Below are 14644 nucleotides of genomic sequence, written 5' to 3'. Positions count from 1 at the left end.
GCAACCAAGGACGAGGACGACCCGATGAGAATAGATCGCCTCCGTGCCTTCATGACCCGAGACGGCGGTCGGCCGCGCGTGATCGTCGCGATCGATACCGATGCCGGCATCACCGGCTGGGGCGAATGCTATAATCATGGGCCGGACCGGGCGCTGCCGCCGATCCTCGACTATCTCGCCGAGTTCATCGCCAGGCAGGATCCGCGCCGCATCGAATATCTGATGCAGCTGCTGATGCAGCAGGCGCGCTTCCCGCCGGGCGCGCTCGGCCTCGCCGCCATTTCCGCGATCGACCATTGCCTCTGGGACATTTCCGCAAAGGCGCTCGGCGTGCCGGTCTATATGCTGCTCGGCGGCAATGCGCGCGACCGGGTCCGCACCTATTCGGGCATCTACACTGCCCCGGATCCGCAGGCGGCGGCCGACACGATGGCGATGCTGCGCGAGGATTGGGGGTTCACCGCGTTCAAGCTCAGCCCCTACCGGATCGATATCCATGCCAATCGCTGGGGCGAAGTGGTGCGCACCAGCGCGGACTATTTCCGGTCGCTGCGCGAGCATGCCGCGCCCGATATCGACATCGCGTTCGACGCGCACGCCAAGATCTTCGAGCCGCGCCTGGCCGCCCAGCTCGGCAATGCGCTCGCGCCCTATGATCCCTTGTTCTTCGAGGAGCCGATCCGTCCGGAGAATGTCGAGAAATGGGGGGAACTGAACCGCAGCGTCACCTGCGTGCTTGCCACAGGTGAATCGCTCTACAGCCGCTACGAATTCCTGCGCCTGCTGCAAGTCGGCGGGTGCGACATCATCCAGCCGGATATCTGCGTGGTCGGCGGGCTGCTGGAGATGCGCAAGATCGCCGCCATTGCCGAGGCGCATTATGTCACGGTGGCCCCGCACAATCCGATGGGACCGCTCGCGACCGCGGTGAACGTGCATTTCTGCGCGGCGCAGCAGAACTTCAAGATCCTGGAATATCGCTTGCCCAACCCGGACGTCCTGCCCGGCGGACGCGAGGGGATGAAGGGCGAAGCGGTCGGCGACGCGCATTATGTCCGCGATCCCTATCTGCCGCGCGACGGTTACCTCGACCTGCGCCCCGACCGGCCGGGCTGGGGCGTCGAGATCGACGAGGCGCATCTCGCCACGGACAATTATGTCCGGTGGGAGCGCAAGCTGCCGAAGCGCCCGGACGGCTCGATCGCGTTCGCGTGAGTATGAACGGCGTATCCGGCGGTGCAGCCCCCTCCTCCCGCAGGCCCCGGCGGCGCTTCCTCGTCCTTGCGCTGATTACCGCAGTGCTTGCGGTCAGCACGGGCGACCGGGCGACCCTGTCGGTCGCGGCACCGGGCATCTCGCGCGATCTCGGCATCGGCCCGGTCGAGATGGGCTGGCTTTTTTCCGCTTTCTCCTGGAGCTATTTCCTCGCCCAGGTGCCGGCGGGCTATCTCGTCGACCGGATCGGCGCGCGGATCGCGATCTTTGTTGCCGTGCTGGGCTGGTCGATCGCGACCCTGCTCACCACCGGCGTCGGCTATTTCGCGGCGCCGATCCTCGCCATCTATGCGCTACGCATTCTATTGGGCGTATTGGAATCGCCGGTAACGCCGGCCTGTGCGCGCGTCATTGCCGCCTGGTTCCCGCCGGACGAACGCGGCGTTGCGGGCGCCATCTTCAACTCGGCGCAATATCTCTCGCTCGCGGTCTTCACCCCGTTGATGGGCTTTCTGTTCCATTATTTCGGCTGGGAACACATCTTCTCGGTGATGGGCGCGATCGGCATTGCGCTCGCTCTGGTGTGGATCGGGCAATATCATTCGCCGCGCCGCGACCGGCGGCTGTCCCCGGGCGAGCTTGACGATATCACCGCGCGCGGGGCGCTGACTCAGCTGGGCGACATTGCGCCCCGCGCCGGGGCGAGCCCCGAGCCGGGCGCGGGCACGACAGTGCTGCGAATCCTTTCCAACCGTATGCTGGTCGGCATCTTCTTCGCGCAATATTGCATCGCGTCGCTGTCCACCTTCTTCATCTCCTGGTTCCCGAGCTATCTGGTCGAGGCCCGGCATTTCAGCATGCTGCAGGCCGGATTCGTCGCGGCGCTGCCGGCGATCTGCGGCTGTATCGGCGGCGTCTCCGCCGGATTCTTCTCGGATGCGCTGCTCAGGCGCACCGGATCGCTGACCATCGCACGCAAGGTGCCGATCACGATCGGCCTCTGCCTCAGCGCGACGATCATCCTGTGCAACTACACCGACGCGAACATCGTCGTCGTCGTCATCATGTGCGCCGCCTTTTTCGGCAAAGGCTTCGGCGCGCTCGGCTGGACGGTGATCGCGGACACCGCGCCCGCGGCGGCGATCGGCGTGACGGGCGCCCTGTTCAACGCCGCAGGCAGCATCGGCGGCATCATCACGCCGATCGCGATCGGCATGATCGTCGCACGCACCGGATCCTATGACGGAGCGCTGCTCTATGTGGGCTTCCACGTCCTGGCGGCCGTCGCGGCCTATTGGCTGATCGTCGGGCGGATCGAGCGCTATGTGCTGGACCCGCCCGCCGCCAGCGAGCGCACCGCGCAGTAGGACCCGATCACCGGCACCTCGGCAAGCGCGGATCGGCCAGCGTCTTGCTGGCGGCATCGCGCGCCTGCTAAGCCCCGTTCATAGCATGGGGAATGCCGTTGGTTGATCGCGACCTCAGCCTTACCGATCATGAGGGCACCTTCCTTGCGCTGGTGCGGCGAATCCAGCCGGTCACTGCCTATCTCGTCTCCAAAATCTATGACGGATCGCCGGTCAGCAACTTCAACACCAGCAAGGGCAAGATCTATCCGCTGATCCGCCGGCTGGCGGAGCGCGGGCTGCTCGACAAGCATGTCGTCGAAGGCGATGCGCGGGGGACCGAGCAGCTGAGCTGCACGCCCGCGGGCGAAGAGGCAGTGCGCGCCTGGGTCAAGGAGATCCGGCCGAGCCATTTGCTGCTCGAGGACCCGCTGCGCACCAAGGTCCAGTCCTTCGGCCTGCTCAGCGAGGCGGAGCGGATCGACTGGATCCTCAGCGCGAAGGACCAGCTCGCCGCGCAGATCGAGCGGCTCGAACGCTATGAGCAAGGCGTCTCGGTGCCGTTCAAGGCGTTCGTTCACGACAATGCGGTGCGATCGATCCGGGCACGGATCGCGTGGCTCGATTCCATGCTGAACCATTTGATGCGCGGCGATATGGGGGCTGATTGAGGGCCGCCCCTTCTTAAGGCCGCCCCTTCTTCCTTCCCCGGCGCAGGCCGGGGTCCAGTCGGAAAGGTTGAAGTAACAGAGCGCAACGCCAATCAGAATCGTCCCCCGACTGGGCCCCGGCCTTCGCCGGGGAAGGATTTAGGGAGGCTGTACAAGGTCAATCCGACGGAATCCGGCCATTGGCGATCATGTCGCGCACGACGCGGCGATAGCTGCGCCCGACCGGCAGCTTGTTTCCTGCGTCCGTGCCGAGCTGGTAGCTCCCCGTCGCCATCCTTTTGACCGAGGCGATGCGGTCCCGGTTGACGATGTAGGAGCGGTGGATGCGGGTGAAGCGTTGCGGATCGAGTTGCTCGAGTAACGCGGTCAGCGACTCCCGGTGCAGGTAATTGGCGTCGCCGACATGGAGCCGCACATATTCGCCCTCCGCAGCGACCCAGTCGACCCGGTCGAGATCGACCCGCACCGTCTCGCCGCGCCGCTGCACCCAGATATGGCGGGCTTCGGCGATGTCGCCGCCGGTCCGTTCGCGGCGCAGCGCGTCGAGCTGGCCGGCCAATTCGGTGAGGCGCGCGCGGGCACTGCGGTCCTCGATCGACCGGCGGATGCGGTCGATCGCGATCTGCAACCGCCCGAGCCGGATCGGCTTGGTCAGGAAATCGATCGCCCCCGTCTCGAACGCGGTCGCCGCGAAATGCGGATAGGCGGTGACGAACACGATCAACGGCGCGGATTCGCCGGCGCGCGCCAGTTCCTCGACCACGTCGAACCCGTCTAGCGCGGGCATTTCGACGTCGAGCAGCACGGCATCGGGGGCAAGCGCCGCGATCTCGGCCAGCGCGGCGGTACCGTTGGCGGCGGTGCCGACCACCTCGATGCCGTCGATCCGGCCGAGCAGGTCCTGCAAGCGCTGGATCGCGAGCAATTCGTCATCGCACAGAAGAAGTCTGATCATCGCCTCAGCCCATCGTCGACCAGGGAAGTTCGATCACCACCAGGAAGCCGCCATCGCCCTGCCGCTCGGCCAGGAACAGGCAGTCCTGCCCGAAGCGCGCGCGCAGCCGGTCGGCGATATTGGCGAGGCCAACGCCAGTGCCCTTGCTGACCGGCGCGCCGCCGATCGGCGCGCTGTTGCGCACGGTGATGCGCAGCCTCTCGCCCTCATGCCGCGCGACGATCGACAACAGGATCGGCTCCAGGCTGGTCGCGACCGCATGGCGCACGACATTCTCGACCAGGGGCTGAGTGACCAGGCTCGGTACCAGCGCCGCGCGGACCTGTTCGGGCACGTCGATCTCGACCTTCAGCCGGTCGGGGAAGCGCAGTTCCTCGATCGACAGATAAAGCGACTGGAGCTCGATCTCCTTTGCGAGCGGGATGTCCTCATGCGGATCGAGCGACAGGCCAGCGCGCAGGAAGTCGGCGAGATTTTCGACCATCGCCTCGGCGCGCTCCGCCTCGCGCCGGGAGATCAGCGCGGCGATCGAATTGAGCGTGTTGAACATGAAATGCGGGTTGAGCTGGTAGCGCAGCGCGCGGAGCTGCGCCGCATGCGCGACGCGCTGCAGATGCGCGATGCGCCGTTCGCGATCGCTCAGTTCCAGGCTCGACGTGACGGCGAGCAGCAGCGCGCAGAGTGCCGCATAGGACCAGAACCATTGCAGCAATGCCGCGAGGTAGAGCCCGACCGAAAAGGACTCCATGTTCGATTCGGGCACGAGCAATTCGAAGATCGTGAGGTTCGCGGCGCCATGGATGATGCAGCCCACGACCGCCATCGCCGCCGCCGCGCTCAGCTTGACCCGCATCGATCGGCTCGCCAGCCGCCGCAATTGCTGCGCGATCAGGAAGGACAGGCCGATCGCCACCACCGTCACGCAGAAGCGTGGCAGCAGATAGGACAGCTTCTCCTCTTCGCCCATGTTGAGCCGCCGCATCAGCGTCAGCATGGAGAATTGAGTCGTCCAGAACAGCAGGATGAACCAGGTCATCGTGCGACGGATCGCCCGGATGCTGTCAGTCTCTTCCGGCAGGTTTTCGATCTTCACGTGCATCCGCCATCGTAGCGAGCGACACCTTGACGGGTAAACAGCGCCACCGTGACGTTGGTCGGCCTCAGCGTGCCGTTCGCACCATTTATGCCGTTCGTCGGGGGCTCGGCGCTGTTCGCGGCATCCCGGGTGAGACGCCGTGTCGCATGGCTATCATACACCGCATGCACGGCACCGCATCCCGTTCCGACATCGTATCGCGCACCCCGGTCGCGCCGCCGATGATGGGCGCGGAAGGCAGGCGTCCGCTGATCAAGCGCGGCGCGCTGACCGCGACGTTCGACCCGCTCGAAATCTGCTGGAACGGCAGCCGCGTGCCGCTATCCCCGCTCGAAGCCGCGATCATGGCCCGGCTGATCAAGCGCGAGCGCGCGCCCTGGTCGGACCTGCGCGAGATGCTCACCGCGAGCAATGCGCGGCCCGACACCTGCGAAGTGCTGGTGTTCCGCATTCGCCGCAAGTTCGCCGCGATGGGCGCGAGCAACCCGATCGAAACGATCCGCGGCTGGGGCCTGCGCCTGCATGTCGAGCGTGACGCCCGGGGATCGCGCTCGCTGTGGATCGGCGCGACCGAGGTTATGGACTGGTCGGCCGGAGTGTGAATAATGGCGCCATGCGATACGCTCTCGCCCTTGCCCTGATCGCCAGCTGTGCGGCCCAGCCCGCGCTGGCCAGGCCTTGCACTCATCCGATGACGCGACTCGCGTCGGCGCAGCCGGACGCACGTCGCCCGGCGCCGGCAGCCCCGCGCGCGAAGGAGGACAAGCGCCCGCCCTGTGCAATCCTGCAGAAATGGACGCCGGACACGATGGACCATCGGGAAGCGCTGGCCTAGGCCGCCGGATAGCGCACGGTCACCCGCAACCCGCCCTCGGCGCGGTTGGCGAAGATCACGTCGGCTCCGTCGCGACCCGCCAGCGCGCGGACGATCGCGAGGCCAAGCCCCGCACCGCCGGTCTCGCGATTGCGCGAGGTGTCGATCCGGTTGAACGGCTCACCCAGCCGCGCGAGCACCTCGGGCGGTACGCCCGGCCCGTCATCCTCGACGATCAGGTCGATCGTCCCCGCTCCGGTCGCAAAGCGTACCGTGACGGCGGTGCCGTAGCGCAGGCCGTTGTCGATCAGATTGCCGAGGATGCGTCGCAGCGACAGCGGCGTCGCGCGCACCCGGAGCGGCCCGGCCGGCTCGATCGTCACCGCTTCGCCCAGGTCCCGCCGCACCGCGACGAGCGCGGCCGCCGCCGCATGGAGATCGATCTCGATCGGCGGCACCGCTTCCGCCTCGCCGCGTGCCAGGAACAGGGTATCGTCGAGCAGCGCCGACATCTCGTCCAGGTCGCGCACCGCGCCGTCGCGGTGGCGCGGATCGTCGATGAATTCGGCGCGCAGGCGAAGCCGCGTCAGATAGGTGCGCATGTCATGGGCGATGGCGGCGAGCACCCTGGTCCGCTCCCCCATCAGGTCGCGGATGCGTCCCTTCATCTCGTTGAACGACGACGACAGGTCGCGCACTTCGCGCGGACCCGCGACGGGCAGGTCGGGCGCATCGAGGCTTGTGCCGAACCGCTGGACCTCGCGCGACAGCCGAACCAGTGGCCGGGTTGTCTGGCGCACCGCGAGCGCCAGCGCGGCCAGCACGATCAACCCGCCGATCGCGCCCAGCCAGGAGCGCGAGCGGAAATAGCCGCGCATCGAGGGCGAGGGCCGGCTGGTCAGCACCATCGCGCCGCCGTCGTGCAACCCGATCGCCACGGTAACGGGCGCGAAGAAGCGCGCGGGGCGCGGTTGCGTTCCGATCAGCCGGCCGAACCCGGGACGCCGGCCGTTAACCGCGATATCCCGCCCGGGCAGCGCACGAGCATAATAGAGCGACAGCAGTTCCAGATCGGGGGTGGGCGTGGCGGTGATAGCGGGCAGGCCGGGCGCGAGCGCCACGGTGTAGAGGCCGCCGTTAAAGGCATCGAGCAATGCCGGGCGCTGGCCGGCCGGCGCGCGATCGAGCGCATCGGCCATCGCGCGGGCTTCAGCAGGGAGCGTCAGATTATAGGGCCGCCGATCGTCGCCGCGCGTCGGCAGGCTGGTCGCCGCGACGATCAGCAATTGCAGCGCGACGAAGCCTGCGAGCAGGATCGCGGTGATGCGCAGCGAGAGGTTCGATGCGATCGTCATGCCCGTTCCACGCCGACCGTGAACTGATAGCCGCCGCCGCGCACCGTCTTGATCAGCGCAGCCCCGCTCGGGCGGTCGGCGAGCTTGCGCCGCAACCGGCTGAGCTGGACGTCGACCGCGCGGTCGAACGCGGCGGCATTGCGGCCTCGCGTCCAGTCGAGCAGCTGGTCGCGGTTGAGCACGCGTTGCGGATGGGTGACGAAGCACAGCAGCAAGTCGAACTCGCCCGCGGTCAGATCGACCTCCTCGCCGTCCGGACAGGTCACGCGCCGCGCGCCGACATCGATCGTCCAGCCGGCGAAACGGTAACGCTCGACCGGCAACGCCGCCGTCACCCGGTGCTGCTCGCGCGTCCGGCGCAGTACGGCGCGAACGCGCGCGACCAGTTCGCGCGGGTTGAAAGGCTTGGGCAGATAATCGTCGGCGCCGATCTCCAGCCCGACGATCCGGTCGATATCGTCGCCGCGCGCGGTGACCATCAGGATCGAGACGTCGCCCGCCGCGCGCAAGCGACGGCACAGCGAGAAGCCGTCCTCGCCGGGCAGCATCACGTCGAGCACCGCGAGATCGACGCGCTGGCGTTCATGCAGCTGGTCGAACTCGGCGGCCGTACGGCAGCCGATCGCGCGGAATCCCTCGCGCGCGAGCAGGTCGACCACCATCGAGCGAATCTCCCGGTCGTCCTCGACCACGGCAATGCAGCTATTTTCCATCGTCGCCAGATTGCCCTGCCCCACGCCCGCGCGAAAGAGGGGCGGCCCGGCTGTTACACTCTGTAACCAAGTGACACCTGATCGACGCCAACGGCTTACGCTATGGCTGCATAAGCCAGGGCGCGGCGGCCGGATCGCCGCCAGTGCAAGGAGTCATCATGTACAAGCATATGCTGGGTTTCGCCGCCCTCGCCGCCGCCCTGGGCACGGCATCGGCGACGCCCGCCGAGGCCCGTTCGCGCGGGCATGTCCTCAGCATCCAGGGCGCGCATGGGCGTGGCCTGGTCCAGACCCGCTCGGTCAACCGCCAGCGCGGCGCGGCTTCGGTCCATCGCGGCCTGCAGACCAATAGCGGCCGCGGCTATGAGGCATCGCGCAGCCGGGAATACGGCCCGGGCCATTATTCGAGCGACCGCAGCGTCCACGCCAATAACGGCCGCGGCTACGATACTTCGCGCGACGCGAGCTGGGGCAATGGCGGCTATAGCGGCGACCGCACCACCACGACCGGCGACGGCCGCACCGCCGCCCGCTCGACCAGCACGACCAACAATGGTGACGGCACGGCGAGCTACAGCAGCACCGTGACTCGCCTCAACGGCAACAGCCGAACCGTCAGCGGCACCGTCCCCCGCCCCTGACGCCCCACGGCCGCGCCATCCCCTCCGGCGCGGCCGCTCCTTTTTCGAAAGACCCAGACATGACCAAGACTTTCCTGATTGCCGTCCTGCTTGCCACCACCATCACCGCGCCCGCCGGCGCGCAGATGTTCGGCGCGGGCGATGCGATGGACCCGTTCGCCAATGCCGATGCCAATGGCGACGGCGTCATCACCCGCGCCGAATTCCTCGCCGCGCGCAGCGCCCGCTTCGCGAAGATGGACCGCAATGGCGACGGCGCCGTCGCGCGCGACGATTTCGGCCGGCTGCTCAAGCTTCGCCCCCAGGCGGGCGAGCGCCTGAACGCACTGATCACGCAGATGGACAAGAATGGCGACGGCCGGGTGAGCCGCGAGGAATTCACCGGCGCCCCGACCCTGATGTTCGACCGCGCCGACGCGAACAATGACGACAAGGTCGACCAGGCCGAGCTCGCCGCGGCGAAACAGCTTCTGGAGACGCTGAAGGCGCAGCGGAAAGGCTGATGCCGCTCGGGCTTTCCCCACCGGGCGCCGTGGAGACATTATGAAAAGCCTGTTCCTCGCCGCCATCGCGGCGACCTCGATCGCGGCCGCCCCGTCGCCGCAGCCAAGCGGCGCGGTCTGCGAAGCGCAGTGGCGCGATACCGCGCGCAACCGCATCGTGCCGGTGCGCATCCGCATGCCCGCCGGCACCGGCAAGGTGCCCGTCATCCTGTTCAGCCATGGACTGGGTGGCTCGCTCGACGCCGGGACGCTCTGGGCCGAGGCCTGGGTGCGCGATGGCGACGCGGTGATCCACCTGCAGCATGCGGGCAGCGACAGCGGCATCATCGGCAGTGGCGGCCTTCGCGCCGCCATGTCGATCGAGCAGCTTCGCGCGCGGGCGGACGACGTGCATTTCGCGATCGACGCATTGGCGAAACACAGGCGCGAGGGCGCGTGCGACCTGACAAGGCTCGACCTTCATCGCATCGGCATGTCGGGCCACAGCTTCGGCGCGCAGACGACATTGTCGATCGCGGGGCAGCAGTATCCGGTGGCCGGCATGAATTTCGGCGACGGCCGGGTGACGGCAGCGATCGCATTCAGCCCGCAGCCGCCCGTCGCCGCGCGCGATACGAGCGCGTTCGGCGGCATCAGCATGCCCTTCTTCTCGATCACGGGCACGAAGGACCAGGTCGCCTGGCTCAACACGGTCACGCCGAAGGACCGCGAACGCCCGTTCCGTGCCATGGCACCGGGCGGCAAATATCTGCTGGTGATGGAAGGCGCTAACCACCGCATGTTCAGCGGGCAGGACAATATCCCGCTGCCCGACAGTAGCCCGGTGCCGCATGTGCGCGCGGTGGTGGCACGGGCGACCACCTTGTTCTGGCGCTGGACCCTGCGTGGCGACATGTCGGCGAAGGCCGAGCTGGATCGGCTGGGCGCGACTCTCCCGCCGCCGGATCGCTTCGAAAAACGCTGAACCTGGCGGCTGCCCTGCGACAGCCGGTCAGCCCGGCCTATTTGCTGGCGATGTCGCCCGTCTCGGCCTTGTAGGTTTCCCGCACAAAGGCGCGCGCGGCGGTCTGCGTACGGAAGGTGTCCTCGAGCAGCTCGGCCGACACGAGCGGATAGCCTTGCGAATTATAGCGCGTGGTCCGCACGGTGACGCGGAATACGCCGTCCTCGTCCTTGGCGACGAGGAAGGGGCGAACGGGGATTCTGGACATAGATACTCCTCAGAAATGGGCCGCGAACAAGGACCGGTTTTCGGGCGGTCGAATGGTCATGAGATGGCCGATCGGTCGCTGGGTCGCGACGACATCGCCGCTTTCACAAGCGGGAAGCCAGCGCCGCCGATTTGCGATTTGGCGCTCCCCGAAGGAGTGCCAGCAAGAGGCGTGTGGGCGCTATTGCCGCCGGTGGCAAGGGCGCTGTCCCGGAAACGCCGTTCGATCAGCCGCCGATCAGCGCGATCAGGTCGATCATCGCGCGCGCCGCAGGCAGGCCGGGCGGGGTCGCGACATAGCGCGGTTGCCAGTCGGGGTGGAACTTCGCCTTGAACGAGCGGAGGCCGGCGAAGCCGTACAGCGCCTCGGCATGGCCATAGATCGCATGGCCGATCCGCGACCAGCCTGGCGCGAGACGCCCGCCGCCCAGCCCCGACAGCGGCGCCATGCCCAGGTTGAAGCGTTTGTACCCGTGCGCCGCGCCCCATTGCATCAACGACACGAGCAGGAAATCCATCGTGCCATAAGGCGTATCGGGCAGATGCCGCATCAGGTCGACCGACAGCTCGCACCGGTTCCGCGTCGCCCAGATATTGGCGAAGGCGACGATCCGGTCATCCTGCCACAGCACGGCGCAGTCGAAGCGGGTGATGTAATCGGGATCGAATCGACCGATGCTGAAGCGCTTCTCTACTCCCGCCTTGCCGCGCAACCAGTCGTCCGACACGGTTTTCAGCGCGGGGCCATGTGCCGCGACGTCGGCTGCCGGCAGGATTTCGAAACGCAGGCTAGCGGCATCGGCGCGCCGCACCGAATGGCGCAGCGACTTGGCCGCCGGGCCGTCGAGCGTGAAGCGATCGAGCGGCACATGCGCTTCCTCGCCATATTTCATCACCTGCAGGCCGAGTTCGACCAGCAGCGGCAGCATCTCGGTGCTTGCCTGGTAGAAACACAGCCGGCCATGCGCCGCATCGCATTCGGCGCGGATCCGCCATACCAGCTCGGACCAGGCGGCAGCGGGGCCGACGGGATCGCCCATCACGACCCAGGTGCGGCCCTGTACGCGGTACATCAGGAAAGCGTCGGCCGAGGCCGAGACGATGAAATGCTTGTCGCCGGTGAAGGCCAGCGCCGCATCGGCCCGTGACGCGACTGCCAGCGCGCGATCGGCCAGGTCGCGCGGCAGGACGCTTTCGCCATGCGCGCGCACCGGCGCGACAAGCAGCCGCCACATCGCCACGGCGACGAGGACGACCACCGCGCCAACGCTCGCGCGCAGGAAACGCGGAGCATTGCCCTTCCACGCGAACTCCCACCAGAGATCAGTCGAATAGGGCACATGCTTGTAGGCGAAGAAGCCGGCCCAAAGGCTGAGCGCGAGCGCCACCATCGCCGCGGCCAGCCAGAGCCGCTGGAACGGCGCGTCGAACACCCCGGCGCGGCGGTAGAATGCCGGGCGGCAATATTGCAGGATGCCGGCGATCACCGCCAGGATCGCCGCTTCCTCATAATCCACGCCCTTCAGGATCGAGAAGATGGCGCCGCCGACCAGCAGCAGCCGCGCGGCGATGAAGCCGCTGCGCAGTCGGGCATTGATCGCCGGCGAGACGAGGATCAGCGCGGTACCCGCCAGGCTCGCCGAGAAATGCGATGCCTCGATGAACGGCAGCGGCACGATGTCGGCCAGCCAGAAGATGCGGTCATGCACCGCCGGCAGCGCGCCCGATACGAGCAGCACCAGCCCGCCGGTGAACACCAGCGCGGCCAGCAGCGGCGGCGCCAGGGCGCGGCTGGCCTGCTCGACCATCGACACGCCGGCCGCGATCGGCCGGCGCAGCCGCCGCCCCTCGAGCACACCGAGCAGTCCCGCCGCCGCGGCGAGCGGCAGAAGATAATAGACGATGCGGTAAAGCAGCAGCGCGGCGAACAGGCCGGGCCGGTCGCCCGGGACGATCGCCAGCATCACTGCCTCGAACACGCCGATGCCGCCCGGCACATGTGTGACCAGTACCGCGACCAGCCCGACCGCATAGGCGACCAGGAACAGGTCGAGCGGCGGCGCGGAGGGCGCGGGGATCAGGACATAGAGCGTGGCGGCGGCAAGCAGCAGGTCGAGCGCCGCCACGCCGATCTGCGCGCCCATGATCGGCAGCGCCGGCACCGGCAGCGCGAAATCGCCCCGGCCGATCCGGTCGCGCCCGGCGGCGCGTGCGACGAGCAGCAGGGCAACGGCCACCAGCATCGCCGCGCCGGCGACATGCCCGGCCAGCGGCGCGATGGTGACGATGCCGAGGTCGATCGGTTCGCCTGCGAACAACAAGGCCCCCGCGCCGACCACCGCCACGCCGCCCCAGAACGTCGCCGAGGCGAGCAGAGTGACGCGCGCGACATCGCCCAGCTCCAGCCCGGCATTGGCGTAGACGCGGTAGCGCGCCGATCCGCCGGTCAGCAGCGACAGGCCGAGATTATGGCTGACGGTGTAGCTGGTGAACGAGGCGAGCGCCGCCGTCCGCCACGGCAGCGGCCGGCCGATCGCCCGAAGCGCCAGCAGGTCGTAGAGCGTCAGGCAGAGATAGCTGCCGATGGTCAGCGCCAGCGCCAGCCCGATCCGCGCGTCCGGAATGGCGTGCAACGCGGCGCGCACATCCTTCAGCCGTACCTCGGCGAGCAGGGCATGGAGCGCTGCGAAGCCGAGCAGGGCGACGACCAGCACGGCCAGCGCGACCAGCCAGCGGCGGCGGCGCAGCATCCACTGCGTCGCGCCCGACCGCCCCGGGGACCGGATCAGACGCGTTTCCAGATCTGCGACTTGCACAGAAACCCTCCGATCAGGCAGCCGGAGATCTTCAGCGTATCGGGCGAAAGCCGCTCGATCCGCGAGGAGAAGCTATGCCCCATGTCGGGCACATAGACGGTGCCGGCCCAGCGATCGGGTCCGACCCGGCGATAGTCCTTGAGCAGCTCGATACCGATGAGATGGTCGATCCCGGCATCGCGCGCATCGGCCTCGGCCGTCGGGGTCGCGGCGGCAATCGCGCCGCACAGCGCATCGCCGCACGGCGCGGTCCGCACCCGCAGCGTCGCCTTCGGATTCTGCCACAGGCCGACCGGCAGGTCGCGGGTCGCGGTCATGCCGCCGCCCCCGGCCGGAGCGCCGGCGAGCATCAACAGGAGCGCGGCGATCATGCGTGGATTCCCGGCAGCACGGGGCGAAGCGCTGCGACGATCGTCGCGATCAGCCGGTGCGGGTCGTTGTTCAGGAAATGCCCGCCCGGCAATGCGATCCGCGTCATTGGTGCGGGGAGCAACGGACACAGGCTCTCGGTCTCGCGGACGCCATAGATGCAGGTCAGCGGCGCCCAGGAGAGAGTACGCGCCGCATCGAGCGCGCGGGCGTCGGGTGTGCCGCGATAGGAAAGATCGGTCGGGTCGGCGCGGAAGAACACGGTCTGGCCCGGCACCACCAGCACGATCGCCGCGACCTTCGTGCGCAGGTCGGCCGGCAGGCGGGCAGCACCGGTGCCGAGCACATCCGACCCGAAGGACTGGCCGATCAGCACGACCCGGTCGGCATGCGCCCGCGCGAGCGCGCCGCGCACGGCATCGGCGACCAGCCCGTCGACCTCGGCCCGGCTGCGGTGCCGGCCGAAGACCGTGGGGGAATTCACCCCCATCACCGGGATGCCGCGCACCGCCAGCGCTTGCGTGACATGCGGCCCCATGCCGAAGCGCAGGCCGAGATCACCCGAGAAGAACAAGGCGACGACCGGCACGCGTCCGCGACCGAAATCGCCGAACAGGCGGATCGGATCGCGATCGAAGAAGCCGGCCATCGCTGCCAAAGCCAACAGCGCGGCAGCAATCGCGAGCGCAATGCCGCCAGCCCAGTGCAGCGCCCTGGAAGAGGAACCGCGCCGCCTCGCGCGGTCCTGGAAGGTCATTTTCATCGCCCGCTCCTATGCCGGGCCGCCTGACGCCGTGATGGATGGAACATGAAAAACCCGTCATCCAGGCGCCTTGCCGCTCGTTGTCCTGAGATAGTGCCGAGCGGTGGGGACGATAACACAGACTAAGGTTTATCTCCGGGGAGGTGGCCTGCCGGCGCCGTTAGTCGCGCTTTCGGG

15 protein-coding genes are annotated in these 14644 nt (G+C 68.1%); 7 read left to right on the top strand and 8 right to left on the bottom strand.

The features are described from left to right. Nucleotides 1-24: 24 nt before the first annotated feature. The 3 genes from ACZ1I2_RS05455 (at nt 25) to ACZ1I2_RS05445 (ending at nt 3232) form a co-directional block, all read left to right on the top strand. Nucleotides 25-1215, top strand: coding sequence for a mandelate racemase/muconate lactonizing enzyme family protein (locus ACZ1I2_RS05455; RefSeq protein ID WP_465181593.1), 1191 nt, complete (start codon nt 25-27; stop codon nt 1213-1215). A gap of 2 nt (nt 1216-1217) precedes the next feature. Then, entirely contained in the window at nt 1218-2582 is a 1365-nt protein-coding gene (locus tag ACZ1I2_RS05450) for an MFS transporter (protein WP_465177178.1), read from the top strand. 92 nt (nt 2583-2674) lie between these two features. Beyond that, complete coding sequence (locus ACZ1I2_RS05445) at nt 2675-3232, top strand: hypothetical protein (RefSeq protein ID WP_465181592.1); 558 nt, start codon at nt 2675-2677, stop codon at nt 3230-3232. Between the two features lie 157 nt (nt 3233-3389). Here the strand turns inward: ACZ1I2_RS05445 and ACZ1I2_RS05440 are convergent, their stop codons facing one another. Both ACZ1I2_RS05440 and ACZ1I2_RS05435 read right to left on the bottom strand, forming a co-directional pair. Beyond that, complete coding sequence (locus ACZ1I2_RS05440; protein ID WP_465174867.1) at nt 3390-4187, bottom strand: LytR/AlgR family response regulator transcription factor; 798 nt, start codon at nt 4185-4187, stop codon at nt 3390-3392. A gap of 4 nt (nt 4188-4191) precedes the next feature. Further along, entirely contained in the window at nt 4192-5280 is a 1089-nt protein-coding gene (locus ACZ1I2_RS05435; RefSeq protein ID WP_465174868.1) for a sensor histidine kinase, read from the bottom strand. Between the two features lie 167 nt (nt 5281-5447). Here ACZ1I2_RS05435 and ACZ1I2_RS05430 point away from each other — a divergent pair, with 167 nt between their 5' ends. Continuing rightward, a complete protein-coding gene (locus tag ACZ1I2_RS05430) occupies nt 5448-5885 on the top strand; it encodes a hypothetical protein (RefSeq protein ID WP_465174869.1) in 438 nt (145 codons plus the stop codon). Between the two features lie 229 nt (nt 5886-6114). Here the strand turns inward: ACZ1I2_RS05430 and ACZ1I2_RS05425 are convergent, their stop codons facing one another. Continuing rightward, complete coding sequence (locus ACZ1I2_RS05425) at nt 6115-7452, bottom strand: ATP-binding protein (RefSeq protein ID WP_465174871.1); 1338 nt, start codon at nt 7450-7452, stop codon at nt 6115-6117. Beyond that, nucleotides 7449-8165 (bottom strand): response regulator, encoded by a 717-nt coding sequence (locus tag ACZ1I2_RS05420; RefSeq protein ID WP_465177179.1) that lies wholly within the window; start codon nt 8163-8165, stop codon nt 7449-7451. Before ACZ1I2_RS05420 ends, ACZ1I2_RS05425 begins: the two co-directional genes overlap by 4 nt. A gap of 158 nt (nt 8166-8323) precedes the next feature. Here ACZ1I2_RS05420 and ACZ1I2_RS05415 point away from each other — a divergent pair, with 158 nt between their 5' ends. The 3 genes from ACZ1I2_RS05415 to ACZ1I2_RS05405 are packed head-to-tail and all read left to right on the top strand — an operon-like array spanning nt 8324 to nt 10273. Beyond that, complete coding sequence (locus ACZ1I2_RS05415; protein ID WP_465174872.1) at nt 8324-8806, top strand: hypothetical protein; 483 nt, start codon at nt 8324-8326, stop codon at nt 8804-8806. A gap of 59 nt (nt 8807-8865) precedes the next feature. Next, nucleotides 8866-9309: an EF-hand domain-containing protein gene (locus tag ACZ1I2_RS05410; RefSeq protein WP_465174873.1), complete on the top strand. Its 444-nt coding sequence runs from the start codon at nt 8866-8868 to the stop codon at nt 9307-9309. 40 nt (nt 9310-9349) lie between these two features. Then, entirely contained in the window at nt 9350-10273 is a 924-nt protein-coding gene (locus ACZ1I2_RS05405) for an alpha/beta hydrolase family protein (RefSeq protein ID WP_465170703.1), read from the top strand. A 37-nt stretch (nt 10274-10310) separates the two neighbouring features. Here ACZ1I2_RS05405 and ACZ1I2_RS05400 read toward each other — a convergent pair whose 3' ends face one another. The 4 genes from ACZ1I2_RS05400 to ACZ1I2_RS05385 all read right to left on the bottom strand — a co-directional run bounded on the left by ACZ1I2_RS05400 (nt 10311) and on the right by ACZ1I2_RS05385 (nt 14467). Next, nucleotides 10311-10520 carry a hypothetical protein gene (locus ACZ1I2_RS05400; protein ID WP_465170704.1) on the bottom strand — a complete coding sequence of 70 codons (210 nt, stop codon included), beginning with the start codon at nt 10518-10520 and terminating at the stop codon, nt 10311-10313. A gap of 226 nt (nt 10521-10746) precedes the next feature. Then, nucleotides 10747-13335: a bifunctional lysylphosphatidylglycerol flippase/synthetase MprF gene (gene mprF / locus ACZ1I2_RS05395; protein WP_465174874.1), complete on the bottom strand. Its 2589-nt coding sequence runs from the start codon at nt 13333-13335 to the stop codon at nt 10747-10749. Further along, nucleotides 13305-13706, bottom strand: a complete 402-nt coding sequence (locus tag ACZ1I2_RS05390) for a DUF2147 domain-containing protein (RefSeq protein WP_465174875.1) — start codon at nt 13704-13706, stop codon at nt 13305-13307. The genes mprF and ACZ1I2_RS05390 overlap by 31 nt, the downstream gene beginning before the upstream one ends. Next, on the bottom strand, nt 13703-14467 hold the full coding sequence (locus ACZ1I2_RS05385; protein ID WP_465174876.1) for an AcvB/VirJ family lysyl-phosphatidylglycerol hydrolase: 765 nt from the start codon (nt 14465-14467) through the stop codon (nt 13703-13705). The genes ACZ1I2_RS05390 and ACZ1I2_RS05385 overlap by 4 nt, the downstream gene beginning before the upstream one ends. Between the last annotated feature and the right edge of the window lie 177 nt (nt 14468-14644).

This window comes from Sphingomonas sp. BL-S-29 (assembly GCF_055521495.1).
The sequence above is the reverse complement of the archived record's forward strand: the minus strand, read 5'-3'. Positions and strand labels throughout refer to the sequence as shown.

Coding starts and splice junctions, on each gene's coding strand:
- ACZ1I2_RS05385 (WP_465174876.1), bottom strand. CDS start 14,467: ATGAAAATGACCTTCCAGGACCGCGCGAGGCGGCGCGGTTCCTCTTCC.
- ACZ1I2_RS05445 (WP_465181592.1), top strand. CDS start 2,675: ATGCCGTTGGTTGATCGCGACCTCAGCCTTACCGATCATGAGGGCACC.
- ACZ1I2_RS05455 (WP_465181593.1), top strand. CDS start 25: ATGAGAATAGATCGCCTCCGTGCCTTCATGACCCGAGACGGCGGTCGG.
- ACZ1I2_RS05420 (WP_465177179.1), bottom strand. CDS start 8,165: ATGGAAAATAGCTGCATTGCCGTGGTCGAGGACGACCGGGAGATTCGC.
- ACZ1I2_RS05415 (WP_465174872.1), top strand. CDS start 8,324: ATGTACAAGCATATGCTGGGTTTCGCCGCCCTCGCCGCCGCCCTGGGC.
- ACZ1I2_RS05425 (WP_465174871.1), bottom strand. CDS start 7,452: ATGACGATCGCATCGAACCTCTCGCTGCGCATCACCGCGATCCTGCTC.
- ACZ1I2_RS05400 (WP_465170704.1), bottom strand. CDS start 10,520: ATGTCCAGAATCCCCGTTCGCCCCTTCCTCGTCGCCAAGGACGAGGAC.
- ACZ1I2_RS05405 (WP_465170703.1), top strand. CDS start 9,350: ATGAAAAGCCTGTTCCTCGCCGCCATCGCGGCGACCTCGATCGCGGCC.
- ACZ1I2_RS05430 (WP_465174869.1), top strand. CDS start 5,448: ATGCACGGCACCGCATCCCGTTCCGACATCGTATCGCGCACCCCGGTC.
- ACZ1I2_RS05450 (WP_465177178.1), top strand. CDS start 1,218: ATGAACGGCGTATCCGGCGGTGCAGCCCCCTCCTCCCGCAGGCCCCGG.
- ACZ1I2_RS05390 (WP_465174875.1), bottom strand. CDS start 13,706: ATGATCGCCGCGCTCCTGTTGATGCTCGCCGGCGCTCCGGCCGGGGGC.
- ACZ1I2_RS05410 (WP_465174873.1), top strand. CDS start 8,866: ATGACCAAGACTTTCCTGATTGCCGTCCTGCTTGCCACCACCATCACC.
- ACZ1I2_RS05440 (WP_465174867.1), bottom strand. CDS start 4,187: ATGATCAGACTTCTTCTGTGCGATGACGAATTGCTCGCGATCCAGCGC.